Raw genomic sequence first — 14,223 nt, 5'->3', positions numbered from 1 at the left:
TTACAGACCTACTGCACTTAGAGTTTGGTATTTGTTTGTATAAGACTGAGCTTCTATACGTCTCATCGTATCAAGTGCTACTGAAACCACGATAAGAACTGATGTACCACCAAAATAAAATGGTACGCCCATAGTCTTTACAAGTACCCAAGGCAGCGTTGAAATGATACCCAAGTACAAAGCTCCACCTAAAGTTAGCCTGCCAGCTACTTCATTTAGATAGCTAGCTGTACTCTCACCTGGTCTAACGCCTGGGATAAATCCGCCTTGTTTCTTTAAATTTTCACTTATATCTTTTGTGTTAAACACGATTGATGCGTAGAAAAACGCAAAGAAGATGATAAATAAAAATGTTAAAAAGTTAAACATATAGCCATTTGGACTTAAAAAGTCGTTGATAGCTTGGATGATCGGATTTGTACTAGCTTGTAAAATAGTACTAGGAAACATCAAAATCGCACTAGCAAATATCGGTGGGATAACGCCACTTAAATTTACTTTGATCGGTATATAGTTCATTATACGTTTGTTTTGATTTTCCATTATCACTTTTCTTGAGTAAGAAATAGGGATACGTCTTTCGCCCATCTCGACAAATATAATAGCACCAATAGTAGCTAAGATAATCACCAAAATAGCGATAACTGTTAGGAAATTCATCTCAGAAGTATTTACCAAATTTACAGTTCCACCGATCGCACTAGGTATGCCAGAGACGATACCAGCAAAGATGATAAGACTTATACCATTGCCTATACCACGCTGTGTTATTTGCTCACCTATCCACATAAGCAGCATAGTTCCAGTTAGCATAGATACAGCAGATATCGCGATAAATAAATTTATATCTATCATGATAGCTTGTTCGCCACCGCGTCCGCTTAAGCTTTGAAGTCCAATAGAAACACCGATTGATTGCACAAGAGTGATAACGATAGTTGCATAACGTATAATTTGCATATATTTTTGCATACCGTCGCGCTCTTTTTTCATCTGACCTAACTTTGGAAATGTCGCTGCTAGAAGCTCCATAATAATCGAAGCCGTGATGTAAGGCATGATACCTAGAGATATGATACTTAAACGCTCAGCAGCTTTACCACTAAACATATTAAATAGACCCAAGGCGTTGCTATTGTTTGAATTGAAAAATTCTTTAATTACGTCGACATTAACACCAGGAACTGGCACATAAGCCAGTATCCTGTATGCGAATAAAAATGCCAACGTGATTAAAATCTTGTTGGTCAGTGTTTTATCCATTATTTTGTTCCGCTAACGCTAACGTTCTCGTCTTTAACCTTAGAAGCAAGAGCTTTTGCACTTGCACCGATTAGTTTTATCTTAGTAACGCTCTTTGAAATTTTATGAACGCTAGCTATTGTTGCTATTGAAATTTCAGCAAGCTCTTTTATAGCTGTGATCTTCTCAACATTGATAACATAAGGTTTTTCAAATTTAGAAGTAAAGCCTACCTTTGGAAGACGTCTTTGAAGTGGTTGCTGTCCGCCCTCAAAACCTCTTTTCTCATTGTAGCCTTTTCTTGCTCTTTGACCTTTGTTACCTTTGCCAGCAGTTTTGCCATTGCCGCTACCTTGACCACGACCTATTCTTTTGGTTGCATGAGTTGAACCTGCAGCAGGTGTTAATTTTTCTAATGCCATCTTAACTCCTTTCTCTTAGCTTTTTAACAAACTAAGTGCTTTTATAGTAGCACGAACGACGTTTGCTGAGTTGTTTGAGCCAAGTGATTTAGTAAGGATATCCTTAATACCTGCAAGCTCGATAATAGGACGTGCACTACCACCAGCGATAACACCAGTACCCTCGCTAGCTGGGCGAAGCAGCATTCTACTTGCGTTGTATTTTACCTCTACATCGTGAGGGATAGTTGTGCCTTTGATCTTAACGTGGATAATATTTTTAAATGCGTCGTCAATCGCTTTTCTCATCGCATCTGGTACCTCTTTAGCTTTACCATAACCAAAGCCAACTAAACCATTCCTATTACCAACAACAACTAAAGCTGTAAATCTAAATCTACGACCACCTTTAACAACCTTTGTAACCCGACCGATATCGACGATTACTTCTTCAAATTCTTCTCTATTATATTTTTCCATCGATTTTCCTTTGGGTTATAGCTTGATGCCATTTTCTCTTAAAGCTTCAGCAAATGCTGCGATAACGCCATGATACAAATAACCATTTCTATCAAAAACTGCAACATCTATCTTCTTAGCTTTTAAAGCCTTAGCAAATTCTTTAGCTAAAGTGACCGCACCTTCTTTGTTTGCTTTTATGCCTATTTTTCTACCATCAACCGCAGCTAGTGTAGTAGCTGTAACGTCGTCAATCGCTTGAACATAAAGAGTTCTATTTGATTTGAAAATAGAAACTCTTGGGCAAGTTGCAACACCAGAAATTTTACCTCTGATTCTTCTTTTTCTCTTAATTCTAAGAGCGATTTTTCTTTTTAGTACTTTTGCTGTCATTTACCGCCCCTTATTTCTTAGATGTCTTGCCCGCTTTGCGGATGATACGTTCTTCTAGATATTTAACGCCCTTGCCTTTATATGGCTCAGGTGGTCTAAATCCTCTAACTTGAGCAGCCACTTGTCCTACTACTTGTTTGTCATCGCCTTTGATAGTAATAACGTTTTTCTCAACACTAGCTTCAACGCCTGCTGGTAGCTCATAGTTGATAAGGTGTGAAAAACCAAGAGAAAGCTCTAAAATTTTACCTTTTGCAGCTGCTTTGTAACCAACGCCGTTGATCTCAAGCTGGCGAGTAAATCCCGCAGTGATACCAGTTACGATGTTGTTAGCAAGTGCTCTATATGTTCCCCAGTAAGCTCTACTTTGGCGATCTTCGCCTTTTGGAGCAAAAACTATATGGCCATTTTCTACCTTGACATCAACGTGACCTTTTGTGTCAAGCTCTTTTATATGATTGCCCTTTTTAAATTTTAGGACATTATTTTCAACACTAACATCTACACCACTTGGGATAGCGATAGGCTGTTTTCCAATACGTGACATTTTTTTCCTTTACTTGTCTAGGGTGTTCCTACATTTACGAATAAACACCACAATGCCGTAAATTTTATCGTCAAATTTGACGAAACCTTCATTTGAATTTCTAAATTTAGCTTTGGCAAAATCTAAAATTTTACCAAGCTAAAAAATTTAACCTTAAAATCATAAGGTTAAATAGCGTTTAATGCAGTTTATTACCAAACCGTACAAAGAACCTCGCCGCCAACGCCAGCTTTACTTGCTTCAATACCACTCATGACGCCTTTGCTTGTGCTAACGATAACTGTTCCGTAACCATTCTTAAAACGCTTAATGTCGTCTTTGCCTTGATAAACACGGCGACCAGGTTTTGAAACCCTTTTAAGCTCGTTTATAACGCTTCTGCCGTACTCATCATACTTTAAAACTACGTTTATAAATTTCTTGTTACCTTCTTCAATAACGTTGTAGCTCTCTACATAGCCTTTTGCTGCAAGGATAGAAAGAGTAGCCTCAACAACCTTAGAATGAAGCAATTTCGCAGTTTCAAGCTTTCTCATACTTGCATTTCTAATGCGTGTTAACCCATCTGATATTAAATCGTTCAACATTTCTCTTCCTTACCAACTTGCTTTTTTAAGACCAGGTATTAGGCCTTCGTTAGCCATTTTTCTTAGGCAAACACGGCAAATTCCAAAATCTTTATAAACAGAGTGCGGACGACCGCAAATTTGGCATCTAGTATAGCCGCGAACCGCAAATTTTGGCTTGCGTGCAGCTTTTGCTATCATTGATTTCTTTGCCATTTTACTTTCCTTTTGCAAACGGCACACCAAATAGCTCTAGCAATTTGAATGCCTCTTTATCATTTTTAGCCGTAGTAGCAATCGTAATATTCATACCATGAGTTCGTAAAATTTTATCATACTCAACCTCTGGAAACATTAGCTGCTCACTAAGACCGAAGTTATAGTTTCCACGTCCGTCAAAGCCATTTTTTGGAAGACCGCGGAAGTCTTTAACTCTTGGAAGAGCAACGCTGATTAGCTTATCTAAGAAAGCATACATTTGCTCTTTTCTCAAAGTTACTTTGATACCAACAGGGAAACCTTCGCGAACTTTAAAGCCAGCAACTGATTTTTTAGCATCAGTGATAACCGCTTTTTGTCCAGCGATAAGTGAAATGGTATCAGCCATATTTTGAAGCACTTTCTGATCTTTCGCAGAGTCTCCAGCACCTACACTGATCACGATTTTCTCGAGCGCAGGGATAAGCATTGGATTTTTGATGTCAAATTCTTTTACGAGAGCTGGCTTGATAGTTTCGTTAAATTTATCTTTTAATCTACTCATATCTCTTATCCTTCAACTTTCGCGACGTTTGATATATCAATTGGCATCTCTTTATTTACGTGACCACCATTTGGAGTTTTTTCGCTTGGTTTGATAGCTTTTTTAGCTACTTTGCATCCCTCAACTATAACCTGACCTTTTTTTGCAAGAACTGCTAAAATTTTACCAGTTTTGCCTTTATCGTCACCAGCGATGATCTTAACAGTATCGCCTTTTTTGACTTTAAATTTTACATTAGCCATTATAAAACCTCCGGAGCTAGCGAAACAATCTTCATAAAGTTAGCATATCTAACTTCACGTCCAACTGGTCCAAAAATACGAGTGCCGACTGGCTCTTTTTTGCTATCAAGTATAACAGCTGCGTTCTCATCAAAGCGGATTAGCGAACCATTATCTCTTTGAACCTCTTTTTTAGTTCTTACAACAACAGCTTTTACAACCTGTCCTTTTTTAATCTTACCGTTTGGAAGAGCTTTTTTAACAGAGCAAACTATGATATCGCCAAGTGTAGCGTATCTTCTTTTGCTGCCGCCAAGAACTTTTATACACATTAACTCTTTTGCGCCGCTGTTATCAGCAACTGCAAGTCTTGTAAAACTTTGAATCATTACTCAACTCCCTTTGCCAATACAGCTTTTAAGCGAAAATTCTTGCGAGCTGAAAGTGGTCTGCACTCGATCGCAACAACTGTATCGCCTGCTCTTGTCTCATTTTTCTCATCGTGAACTAAATATTTTTTAAAGCGTTTTACAAATTTATGGTATCTTGGGTGCATAACGCGTCTTTCTACCAAAATAGTAGCTGTTTTATCTCCAGCTTTTTGTAAAACAACACCTTGAATTTCTCTTTTTAATGCCATTTTACGCCCCTTGTCTTGTTGCACTAATTGCAGTGTTGATCTGAGCTATCTCTTTGCGAACAGCACTAATCTCATTAGGGTTGCTTAACTGCATAGTTTTTAGCTTTTGTCTTAAAGTAAATAAAAGCACCTTTTTCTCTTTTAGCAACGCGTTTAATTCTGCAACGCTCTTATCTTTTAACTCAGTATATTTCATTTTCACTCTCTCGCGTTACAAATTTTGATTTGAAAGGAAGTTTGTGTAAAGCCAAAGTTAGAGCTTCACGAGCCAACTCTTCGCTAACACCAGCCATTTCAAATATTATACGACCAGGTTTGATATTCATAACCCACTCTTCAACTCCAGCCTTACCTTTACCCATACGAGTTTGTAGAGGTTTTTTAGTAAGTGGCTTATCAGGGAAAACCCTAATCCAAATTTTAGCCTGTCTTTTTACGTGACGAGTTAGAGCTTGACGAGCAGCTTCTATTTGGCGAGAATTTATTCTACCAGCCTCAACAGCTTTAAGCGCAAATTCGCCAGTTGCTAAAGATGCTCCACGAGTCGCATAACCACGGTTGCGACCTTTCATTTGCTTACGAAATTTCGTTCTTTTAGGCATCAACATAATTATTTACCTCTTCTTGCTCTACGTGTTTTCTTAGGCGCCTCTTCTTCAGTTTTCTCAGGCTGAACACCTTTTTGAAGAACCTCACCTTTAAAAATCCATACTTTAATACCTATGTTTCCATAAGTCGTATGAGCCTCAGCTACACCGTAATCTATCTTTGCTCTAAGAGTATGAAGCGGAACGCGACCTTCTAGATACCACTCGGTTCTTGCCATCTCAGCACCACCTAAACGACCAGCAACTGAAATTTTGATACCCTTAGCGCCTGATTTTTGAGCACCTTGGATAACTTTTTTCATAGCACGTCTAAATGCGACACGCTTTTCAAGCTGCATAGCTACGTTTTCAGCAGCAAGTTGAGCTGAAGCTTGAGCTTTTCTTTCTTCTTTGATATTTACATTTACTTCTTTGCCAATAAGTTTGCTAACTTCGTTCTTTAGGTTTTCAACATCTTGACCTTTTTTGCCGATGATGATACCAGGACGAGCTGCAACTACGGTTACACGAAGTTTTTTAGCCGTTCTTTCGATTAGAATTTGGCTAATTCCTGCATAGTAAAGTTTTTTCTTTAAAAATGCACGAATTTTGTAATCTTCACCGATATTTTCAGGAAGACTCTGTTTGGTTGGAAACCATCTAGATTCCCAGTTGCGGTTAATTCCTAGTCTAAGACCTATTGGATTTACTTTTTGTCCCATATTATGCTTCCTTCTTTTCAGGTTTAGATACTTCTACCATTACATGAGAAGTAGGTTTGCGAATTTTGCTCGCTGTTCCTCTTGCTCTAGGTCTAAATCTCTTTAATACAGGACCAGCATCAACGCGGCAACTAGTTACTACAACCTCTTCTGGCTCAAATCCGCCATTTGCTACTGCTGAGCTAATAGCGTTTGCTATAAATTTAGCACCACGATTTGGCATAAATTGTAAGCTTGCAAGTGCTAGCTCTGCATTCATGCCTTGAACTTCTCTTGCTATAAGTCTTGCTTTTGTAGGAGAAAGTCTTACGAATTTTATAATTGCTTTACTCATATTATCTCCCCTTACTTGCCGATTTTCTTTTGCACTGAGCCTTTGTGACCCTTAAATGTGCGTGTTGGAGCAAATTCGCCAAGTTTATAGCCTATATGATTTTCTGTAACATATACAGGAATAAAGCTCTTGCCATTATGAACGTTAAATGTTAGTCCAATCATTTCAGGTACAATCGTGCTACGTCTTGACCAAGTCTTGATTGGTTTGTTATCGTTTGCATTTTTTGCGGCAATAACTTTTTTCATTACATGATCATCTACGAAAGGACCTTTTTTGAGTGATCTTGCCATCTCTATTTTCCTTTCCTTCTTGAAATTATAAGCTTATCGCTAGCTTTTTTACGGCGAGTCTTAGCACCTTTAGTTGGTTTACCCCATGGAGTAACTGGGTGACGGCCTGAATTTTTCTTACCTTCACCACCACCGTGTGGGTGATCAACTGGGTTCATAGCAGAACCACGTGTTTGTGGGCGGATACCACGGTAGCGATTACGTCCAGCTTTACCGATAGTGATGTTAGCCCAATCTTCGTTACCAACTACACCAATACTTGCCATACACTCAGCTAGTACTTGTCTCATCTCGCCACTTGGCATTCTTAGGATAACATACTTCTCTTCTTTACCCATTAGCTGAGCATAACCACCAGCTGAACGAGCTATCTGAGCGCCTTTGCCAGGTTTTAGCTCTACGTTATGAACGATAGTACCAACTGGGATAAATCTTAATTTCATAGCATTGCCTGGTTTAATATCTAGTGAGCCCTCATCGATAGATGCGATAACATCGCCAACATTTAGGCCGTTTGGTCTAATGATATAGCGTTTTTCACCATCTTTATAAGCTATAAGAGCGATACGGCAGTTTCTGTTTGGATCGTACTCGATCGCTTCAACTTTACCTTCTATACCAAATTTGCGACGTTTGAAGTCGATGATACGATAAAGTTTTTTTGCACCTGCTTCTTTATGTCTTGAAGTTATACGACCATTGTTGTTTCTACCGCCAGTTGCAGGTAGTTTAACAAGCAAGCTTCTAACGCTTGGTTTAGCTGTTATATCTTCAGAGCTTAGTCCAGTCATATATCTACGACTAGGTGTATATGGTTTATATGATTTTATAGCCATCTTACGCCTCCGTATTTTCTAGGCTTACGCCTTCAGGTAACTTAACATAGAATTTCTTTATCTCGTCACGTTGGCCTGCTCTTCCTCTAAAACGCTTAACCTTGCCGCTAATTCTAAGTGAATTTACGCGAACAGGCGTTACTCCAAAATACTCTTGTAAAACCGCTTTTAAGCTGTTTTTTGTAACTCTTGGTGAAGTTTGGATAACAACAACGCCTTGTTCTTGAAGGCCTAGAGTTTTTTCTGTATAAATAATTGTTTTGATATCAGTTATATCCGCCATTTTAGCCCTCTTTTGTTATAGTTTTTAGTGCAGCTTTTTCAATGATAACCGAACTAAATGTAGAGACAAGATAAGCATTCACCTCATTTGCATCTACTACATAGCAGTTTGCTAAATTCCTAAAAGCAAGTAGCGTTTTATCGTCTAGTAAATCTTTAACGATAAGCGCATCTTTTACTTTTAAATTTTTGATGATATTAGCTGCATCTTTTGTCTTTCCAGACTCGATTGAGATGCTATCTACTGCGAAAATTTTACCATCTTGTGCTTTTACTGCCAAAGCGTATTCAAGAGCTAGTCTTTTTTGTTTTTTATTGACTTTTTGAAAATAGTTTTTCTCGTTTGTTGGACCAAATGCAACTGCACCGCCTACCCAAACGTTAGTTCTAGTTGAACCTGCTCTTGCACCACCACGTCCTTTTTGTCTCCATGGTTTTTTACCACCACCGCTTACAAAAGCACGACTTTTAGTATGAGCCGTATTTGCTCTTATACCAGCAAGGTAAGATTTTACATAAAGATATAGGTTGTGCGGATTTACTTCAGCGTAGCTTGCAGGAAGCTCTAACTCGCCTGAATTTTCAAATTTATCGTTTAATACGTGAATTTTACTCATTTTACAATCCTTATTTTACCCATTGCACCATTGTGACCAGGAACGCAACCTTTTACAACTACGATGCCATTTTGAGCGTCAAAGCTTATTAGCTCGTTTTTAACAGTAACTTTCTCATTACCCATGTGTCCTGCCATTTTCATACCTGGTTGAACACGACCTGGCCATTCGCAGTTACCAATTGAACCATGGCGTCTATGGAAACGTGAGCCGTGGCTTTTTGGACCACCACCAAAACCATGTCTTTTTACCACACCTTGGTAGCCTCTACCTTTTGAGTTAAAACTAACTTTTAAAATTTTAGCCTCATTTAATGGTGTAAAGTCTAGGTTTCCAACTTCGCTATTAGCTACTTCAAGCGTAGCAAATTTGTTAAATTCTGCTGTCAGATTGTATTTTTTTTGCTGACCAGCGATAGCTTTGTTGTTTGCTTTAGTGTGGGCATACGCTACGATAGCACGTTTGTTTTCGTCGATCTCACATACTTTAGCCTCAACTAGCTTAAGTAGTGTAACTGGCGTACTCTTCGTGGCAATCGTTCTACTCATGCCTATTTTTTCTACAATATATTCCATACTCTTATCCTTTTGTCCGCTTATTTCATCGCACGAACTTCGACATTAACTTCTGGAGCTAAGTCGAGTTTTGTTAGGCTATCTACAGTTTCTGGAGTAGCAGCTACGATGTCAAGCATACGAGCGTGTATTCTCATCTCAAACTGCTCACGTGAGTCTTTGTTGATGTGTGGAGATTTTAAGACTGTATAGCGTTTGATCTTTGTAGGCATTGGTACCGGGCCACGAACGTCGGCACCTGTTCGTTTGACAGCTTCTACGATTGCTGCAACAGTGCGGTCTAGAACTCTATGGTCGTAAGCTTTTAGCTTTAACCTGATTCTTTCCATGTGTTTTCCTTTAAAAAGAACTTGTCGCAAACTCGCGACCTCTTTACATCAAAATAACTCGCATAGGATCAAGCGATCGTACGAGCAAAGACGCTTGTCTTTTCGTAAAGAGAACGCGATTTTACAAAAAAGCTATTATAGTTGTCAAGAAAAACGTTATTTTTTGATAAATTTTGATTAATTATTTCCTTTTAATAAGGAAGATATAAAATTTAAAAAGATAAAATTCAAAGAAAATAAAATTTTAAAGAGAAAAGATGCCGATCTTTAATCCAAAATTCTTACTAACCCAAGATCAAGACGAAGAAAAGCTTAAAAAGCGTTATGCAAATTTGCAAATGTATCAGGCAAAAGCTAGCGACATTAAGAGCTTCAAAGAAGAAAAATTTCAAACGCAGTTTCTAAAAGATATCTTTGAAAACTGCCTTGGCTACACTTTGGACACTACTAATCCTACAAATTTCAATCTTGAGCGTGAGAAAAAGAACGAAACTGACGGCAAAAAGGCAGATGGGGCGATACTGATAAATGGCGAAGTTAGATGCGTGATCGAGCTAAAAGATCAGACCACACAGCATCTTGATAAAACTCCGTCCAACCGCGAGCTTAGCCCAGTAGATCAAGCCTTTCGCTATTTTATCTCGCATGAAAATGCCAAATATGTCGTTGTTTCAAATTTTAATGAACTGCGTTTTTACATCGGCAATAAAACAACATTTGAAAAATTTGACCTTTTTACAGCAAACTTTGACGAGTTTAAAAGACTTCATTTACTGCTTAGCTTTGAGAGCATTAGCACGGATCTGCCGCTAAAGCTAAAAGAGAAATTTGCCACTCACGAGCGTGAAATTTCAAACAAATTTTATAAAGACTTTAGCGCATTTAGGCTCACTCTTTTTAAAAATATTTGCAAAAACAATGCTAGCATTGATAAAAATAGGCTTTTAAGCCTAACTCAAAAACTATGTGATAGGTTTGTCTTTATACTATTTGCCGAAGACCGCGGACTACTAAGACTTCGCACGATAGCCGAGATAAAAGATAAATTTCAAAACCAAGTTACTGAGCTTAGTTTTTATGACTTTTACAAAATTTACTTTAAAGCCATTGATGAAGGCAGTGAACGTCTTGATATCAAACGCTATAATGGCGGTCTTTTTGCCACAGATACTGAGCTTGATGCGCTAAAGATAGACGATAGCGTGCTTGAAGCGCAGTTTTTAAGCGACTATGACTTTTTAAGCGACATCGGTGTAAATATCCTAGGACATATCTTTGAAAGCTCACTAAACGACCTTGAAGAGCTAAATGCGCAAATAAATGGAAATGAATTTGATGCCAAACAGAGCAAACGCAAAAAAGATGGTATATTTTATACGCCAGAGTTTATAACAGAATTTATAATTGAAAATTCGCTTGGTGCGCTTTGTAAAGCCAAAAAAGATGAGTTAGGGCTTGATCTAAATGAGCTATTAGCACCAAAAAATCCCAAAAAATTAACCAAAGCAGAAAGTGAGATCAAAGATAAAATTTATGCTTACCGCAAGTGGCTTTTATCCCTTAAGATACTTGATCCAGCTTGCGGCTCTGGTGCGTTTTTAAACCAAGCTTTAGAATTTCTCATTGCCGAGCATAGCGCATTAGACACTTACCGCAAAGTATATGAGGGTGAGGGCTTGGGACTTTACGATATAGAAAGCACTATTTTAGAAAATAACCTTTACGGCGTAGATATAAATGCCGATGCAGTCGAGATCGCTAGGCTATCTCTTTGGCTCCGCACAGCTGCAAAAGGACGAGTTTTAACAGATCTTAGTAAAAATTTAGTAGCAGCAAACTCGCTTTTAGAATTTCCTTTTGACTTTAAATTTGATGTCATTATCGGCAATCCTCCCTATGTTAGACAAGAGGCGATAAAAGAGCAAAAGCCAGCCCTACAAAAATATAAAGTTTATAGTGGCACGGCTGATTTGTTTGTATATTTTTATGAGCTTGGCATTACACATCTAAAAGAAAGTGGGCTTTTAGGTTTTATATGTTCAAATAAATTTTTCCGTGCCAGCTATGGTGAAAATTTGCGTAAATTTATATTAGAAAATACGCAAATAACACACATTATTGATTTTGCTGGGGTTAAAGTTTTTGAAGACGCGAGCGTAGATAGCGCGATTACTATTTTTAGAAAAATAAGAGCCGGTGAAAATTCAAAATTTAATTTCCTGGCTTCGAGCACCATAAATTTAAAAACACAAAAATTTATCCAAATACCACAATCCACACTAAACGAAACAAATTTCACTTTCCTTGATAAGAGCAAATTTGAGTTAAAAAATAAAATCGAAAAAGTCGCAAAGCCATTAAAAGATTGGGGTGTAAATATTAATTATGGTGTTAAAACTGGGCTAAACGAAGCTTTCATTATCGATAGCGACACTCGTGATAAAGTTTTAAGCACTTGCATTGGGGACGAAAGAGAACAGATGCAAAAGCTCATTAGGCCGATCTTACGAGGTCGCAATATAAGGCGTTATGACTATGAGTGGGCTGGGCTATGGCTCATTTGCACATTTCCGGCGTTAAAGATAGATATTGAAAATTTTCCAAGTCTTAAGGGATATTTACAAACTTTCTTGCCTTATATAGCACAAAGTGGCAAAACCATAAATGGTAAAAAATGCCGCAAAAAAACATCAAATAAATGGTTTGAGACGCAAGATAACATCGCTTATTATGAGGAATTCGAAAAAGAGAAAATTTTATGTGCCAGAATGGTGCAAAGCCCAAAATTTGCTTACGATGCAAATAATAATATTCCAGACAATACTGCATATTGCATAACTGGCGAAAATCTAAAATTTTTATTAGCTTTTTTAAATTCAACAGCTGTTTATAAAATTTTCAACTTTTTCTATGCTGGAGGCGGACTTGAAGGCGAAATAAAAATAAATCGCTTAGAAATTTTGCCTATCCCACAAATCACGCCACAAAATGAAAATTTATCAAACGGGATAATAAATTTGGTCGATGAAATTTTAAAAGCCAATGAAAAGATCAAGCTTTACGAGAAGCACATGCCTACTTTGAGTCTTGATGAAAAGCTAGAAGCCAAAGAAAATATCGACGCGCTAAACGACAAAATCAAGGCAAGTGACGAAAAAATAGACAAACTTGTTTTTGAGCTTTATGAACTAACAAGCGATGAGATCGCGCTTATAACAGGGGGGGGGGAAAATTGACGGTATAACAAAAATTTACATATACATCTTACAAAGGGGAGAAAATGAACCAATTAGAGCTTTATTACAATCAGCCGCTTAAATCAAGTAAATTTATCCCCAGAAAATACGAAATCATCTCGCCAAAGACGCTTATAATAGGCGCTGTGTCAAGTGGCAAAACAGCCCTTGTTTATGAGTTTTTGAGCCATTATAAAAGCGAGGAGAGACTTTATGTAAATTTAGACGATCTAAGGATAGACAGAGCCTTGCTTTTACCAAATTTAAAAGAGTTTTTAGAAAAAAACAGTCAGATAAAGGTGCTCGCAGTTGAAAATTTACGAGGCGCTGATCTTGTAAATTTAGACTTTTTAAAGGAGGCTGCACTTGAAAACATCATCCTTACAAGCAAGGAATTTTCACTCACGATTGACGGCTTTGCTCGCATAAATTTAAACTATCTCGATTACGAGGAATTTATACTATTTTTTAAGAAGAATTTGGACCAAGACCTACTGTTTAGCTACTTTTTGGCTCACGGCAACGAGATAGCAAGTGCCTTTTTAGACTCAAGCGAGGTCACAGCTCACTTACAACAGCTCTTAAGAGCAAATTTAAGCGAGCAAAGCATTGCGATTTTAAAAGAATGTGCTCAAAAATGCCACGATGTGCTTAGTACTTTTGGTATCTACAAAAACCTAAAAGAGCAGATGAAAATTTCAAAAGATAGTGTCTATAACGTGGTAACCAGCCTTAATGAAAATGGCTTTATAGAATTAGTACCAAATTTAGATGAGAGCAGTACGAGCAAAAAGCTCTACTTTACAAATTTTGCACTTCGTAGCGCTTTATACCTAAAAAAGGATTTTTTAGCTGTCTTTGTAAATGTCGTTTTTTGCGAATTGCTTAAATTTAAAGATGAAATTTACTACACAAAAGAGATTGATTTCTTCCTTAATAAAAGGAAGATCGCGATCATCTGTGTGCCGTTTTCTGCACCAGAGATCATCTTTTTGAAATTTAAAAAACTCCACGCAAGCTTAAAAGAGCTGGGTGTAAGCAAGCTTCAGATAATCAGCGTCGCAAACCAAGCTGAGCTTAGCCTTGAGGGCATAAAATGCGAAATTTTGCCCTTTTCTAGGTGGAGTCTAGGTTTATAAATTTAAACCTTTATTTGATTATTGTTTTAAAAGCTTAAAGT

At 37.7% G+C, this 14,223-nt stretch carries 23 protein-coding genes; 2 read left to right on the top strand and 21 right to left on the bottom strand.

What is annotated here, in order from left to right; genetic code table 11:
- From secY to rpsJ, 21 genes are all read right to left on the bottom strand, one after another.
- Complete coding sequence (gene secY / locus F3G75_RS07845; protein ID WP_054197277.1) at positions 1 to 1,263, bottom strand: preprotein translocase subunit SecY; 1,263 nt, start codon at positions 1,261 to 1,263, stop codon at positions 1 to 3.
- On the bottom strand, positions 1,263 to 1,664 hold the full coding sequence (gene rplO / locus F3G75_RS07840) for a 50S ribosomal protein L15 (RefSeq protein WP_103604569.1): 402 nt from the start codon (positions 1,662 to 1,664) through the stop codon (positions 1,263 to 1,265). The genes secY and rplO overlap by 1 nt, the downstream gene beginning before the upstream one ends.
- A gap of 15 nt (positions 1,665 to 1,679) precedes the next feature.
- Complete coding sequence (gene rpsE, locus F3G75_RS07835; RefSeq protein WP_002941646.1) at positions 1,680 to 2,123, bottom strand: 30S ribosomal protein S5; 444 nt, start codon at positions 2,121 to 2,123, stop codon at positions 1,680 to 1,682.
- Between the two features lie 15 nt (positions 2,124 to 2,138).
- Complete coding sequence (rplR, locus tag F3G75_RS07830; protein ID WP_021091120.1) at positions 2,139 to 2,495, bottom strand: 50S ribosomal protein L18; 357 nt, start codon at positions 2,493 to 2,495, stop codon at positions 2,139 to 2,141.
- Between the two features lie 10 nt (positions 2,496 to 2,505).
- Positions 2,506 to 3,042, bottom strand: coding sequence for a 50S ribosomal protein L6 (rplF, locus tag F3G75_RS07825; protein WP_054197279.1), 537 nt, complete (start codon positions 3,040 to 3,042; stop codon positions 2,506 to 2,508).
- A gap of 191 nt (positions 3,043 to 3,233) precedes the next feature.
- On the bottom strand, positions 3,234 to 3,629 hold the full coding sequence (gene rpsH, locus F3G75_RS07820) for a 30S ribosomal protein S8 (RefSeq protein ID WP_021091129.1): 396 nt from the start codon (positions 3,627 to 3,629) through the stop codon (positions 3,234 to 3,236).
- 9 nt (positions 3,630 to 3,638) lie between these two features.
- Entirely contained in the window at positions 3,639 to 3,824 is a 186-nt protein-coding gene (locus tag F3G75_RS07815) for a type Z 30S ribosomal protein S14 (RefSeq protein ID WP_002941532.1), read from the bottom strand.
- Between the two features lies 1 nt (position 3,825).
- The gene (rplE, locus tag F3G75_RS07810; protein WP_002941643.1) at positions 3,826 to 4,371 is read right to left on the bottom strand and encodes a 50S ribosomal protein L5; all 546 of its coding nucleotides are present in this window, start codon (positions 4,369 to 4,371) and stop codon (positions 3,826 to 3,828) included.
- Positions 4,372 to 4,376: 5 nt separating this feature from the next.
- Positions 4,377 to 4,613 carry a 50S ribosomal protein L24 gene (gene rplX, locus F3G75_RS07805; protein WP_009295260.1) on the bottom strand — a complete coding sequence of 79 codons (237 nt, stop codon included), beginning with the start codon at positions 4,611 to 4,613 and terminating at the stop codon, positions 4,377 to 4,379.
- Positions 4,613 to 4,981 carry a 50S ribosomal protein L14 gene (rplN, locus tag F3G75_RS07800; protein ID WP_021091075.1) on the bottom strand — a complete coding sequence of 123 codons (369 nt, stop codon included), beginning with the start codon at positions 4,979 to 4,981 and terminating at the stop codon, positions 4,613 to 4,615. Before rplN ends, rplX begins: the two co-directional genes overlap by 1 nt.
- Positions 4,981 to 5,232: a 30S ribosomal protein S17 gene (gene rpsQ / locus F3G75_RS07795; protein WP_021091107.1), complete on the bottom strand. Its 252-nt coding sequence runs from the start codon at positions 5,230 to 5,232 to the stop codon at positions 4,981 to 4,983. The genes rplN and rpsQ overlap by 1 nt, the downstream gene beginning before the upstream one ends.
- 1 nt (position 5,233) lies before the next feature.
- Positions 5,234 to 5,428, bottom strand: coding sequence for a 50S ribosomal protein L29 (gene rpmC, locus F3G75_RS07790; RefSeq protein ID WP_002941625.1), 195 nt, complete (start codon positions 5,426 to 5,428; stop codon positions 5,234 to 5,236).
- Entirely contained in the window at positions 5,415 to 5,840 is a 426-nt protein-coding gene (rplP, locus tag F3G75_RS07785; RefSeq protein WP_021091116.1) for a 50S ribosomal protein L16, read from the bottom strand. Before rplP ends, rpmC begins: the two co-directional genes overlap by 14 nt.
- 2 nt (positions 5,841 to 5,842) lie before the next feature.
- Positions 5,843 to 6,541 carry a 30S ribosomal protein S3 gene (rpsC, locus tag F3G75_RS07780; RefSeq protein WP_002941650.1) on the bottom strand — a complete coding sequence of 233 codons (699 nt, stop codon included), beginning with the start codon at positions 6,539 to 6,541 and terminating at the stop codon, positions 5,843 to 5,845.
- A 1-nt stretch (position 6,542) separates the two neighbouring features.
- Complete coding sequence (gene rplV / locus F3G75_RS07775) at positions 6,543 to 6,875, bottom strand: 50S ribosomal protein L22 (protein ID WP_009295259.1); 333 nt, start codon at positions 6,873 to 6,875, stop codon at positions 6,543 to 6,545.
- An 11-nt stretch (positions 6,876 to 6,886) separates the two neighbouring features.
- Complete coding sequence (gene rpsS, locus F3G75_RS07770; protein ID WP_002941639.1) at positions 6,887 to 7,168, bottom strand: 30S ribosomal protein S19; 282 nt, start codon at positions 7,166 to 7,168, stop codon at positions 6,887 to 6,889.
- Between the two features lie 2 nt (positions 7,169 to 7,170).
- Positions 7,171 to 8,004, bottom strand: a complete 834-nt coding sequence (rplB, locus tag F3G75_RS07765) for a 50S ribosomal protein L2 (RefSeq protein WP_002941522.1) — start codon at positions 8,002 to 8,004, stop codon at positions 7,171 to 7,173.
- 1 nt (position 8,005) lies between these two features.
- A complete protein-coding gene (locus tag F3G75_RS07760) occupies positions 8,006 to 8,287 on the bottom strand; it encodes a 50S ribosomal protein L23 (protein ID WP_002941535.1) in 282 nt (93 codons plus the stop codon).
- 1 nt (position 8,288) lies between these two features.
- Positions 8,289 to 8,903: a 50S ribosomal protein L4 gene (rplD, locus tag F3G75_RS07755; RefSeq protein WP_021092445.1), complete on the bottom strand. Its 615-nt coding sequence runs from the start codon at positions 8,901 to 8,903 to the stop codon at positions 8,289 to 8,291.
- The gene (gene rplC / locus F3G75_RS07750) at positions 8,900 to 9,478 is read right to left on the bottom strand and encodes a 50S ribosomal protein L3 (RefSeq protein WP_002941563.1); all 579 of its coding nucleotides are present in this window, start codon (positions 9,476 to 9,478) and stop codon (positions 8,900 to 8,902) included. The genes rplD and rplC overlap by 4 nt, the downstream gene beginning before the upstream one ends.
- A gap of 20 nt (positions 9,479 to 9,498) precedes the next feature.
- Complete coding sequence (gene rpsJ, locus F3G75_RS07745; protein ID WP_009295257.1) at positions 9,499 to 9,807, bottom strand: 30S ribosomal protein S10; 309 nt, start codon at positions 9,805 to 9,807, stop codon at positions 9,499 to 9,501.
- Between the two features lie 257 nt (positions 9,808 to 10,064).
- Here rpsJ and F3G75_RS07740 point away from each other — a divergent pair, with 257 nt between their 5' ends.
- The gene (locus F3G75_RS07740) at positions 10,065 to 13,043 is read left to right on the top strand and encodes an Eco57I restriction-modification methylase domain-containing protein (protein ID WP_149717154.1); all 2,979 of its coding nucleotides are present in this window, start codon (positions 10,065 to 10,067) and stop codon (positions 13,041 to 13,043) included.
- Between the two features lie 44 nt (positions 13,044 to 13,087).
- A complete protein-coding gene (locus F3G75_RS07735) occupies positions 13,088 to 14,182 on the top strand; it encodes an ATP-binding protein (RefSeq protein ID WP_149717153.1) in 1,095 nt (364 codons plus the stop codon).
- Positions 14,183 to 14,223 lie beyond the last annotated feature (41 nt).

This window comes from Campylobacter concisus, from assembly GCF_902460705.1.
In the GTDB taxonomy this organism is placed as follows: domain Bacteria; phylum Campylobacterota; class Campylobacteria; order Campylobacterales; family Campylobacteraceae; genus Campylobacter_A; species Campylobacter_A concisus_Z.
This window is presented reverse-complemented; position numbering and strand designations above follow the sequence as displayed.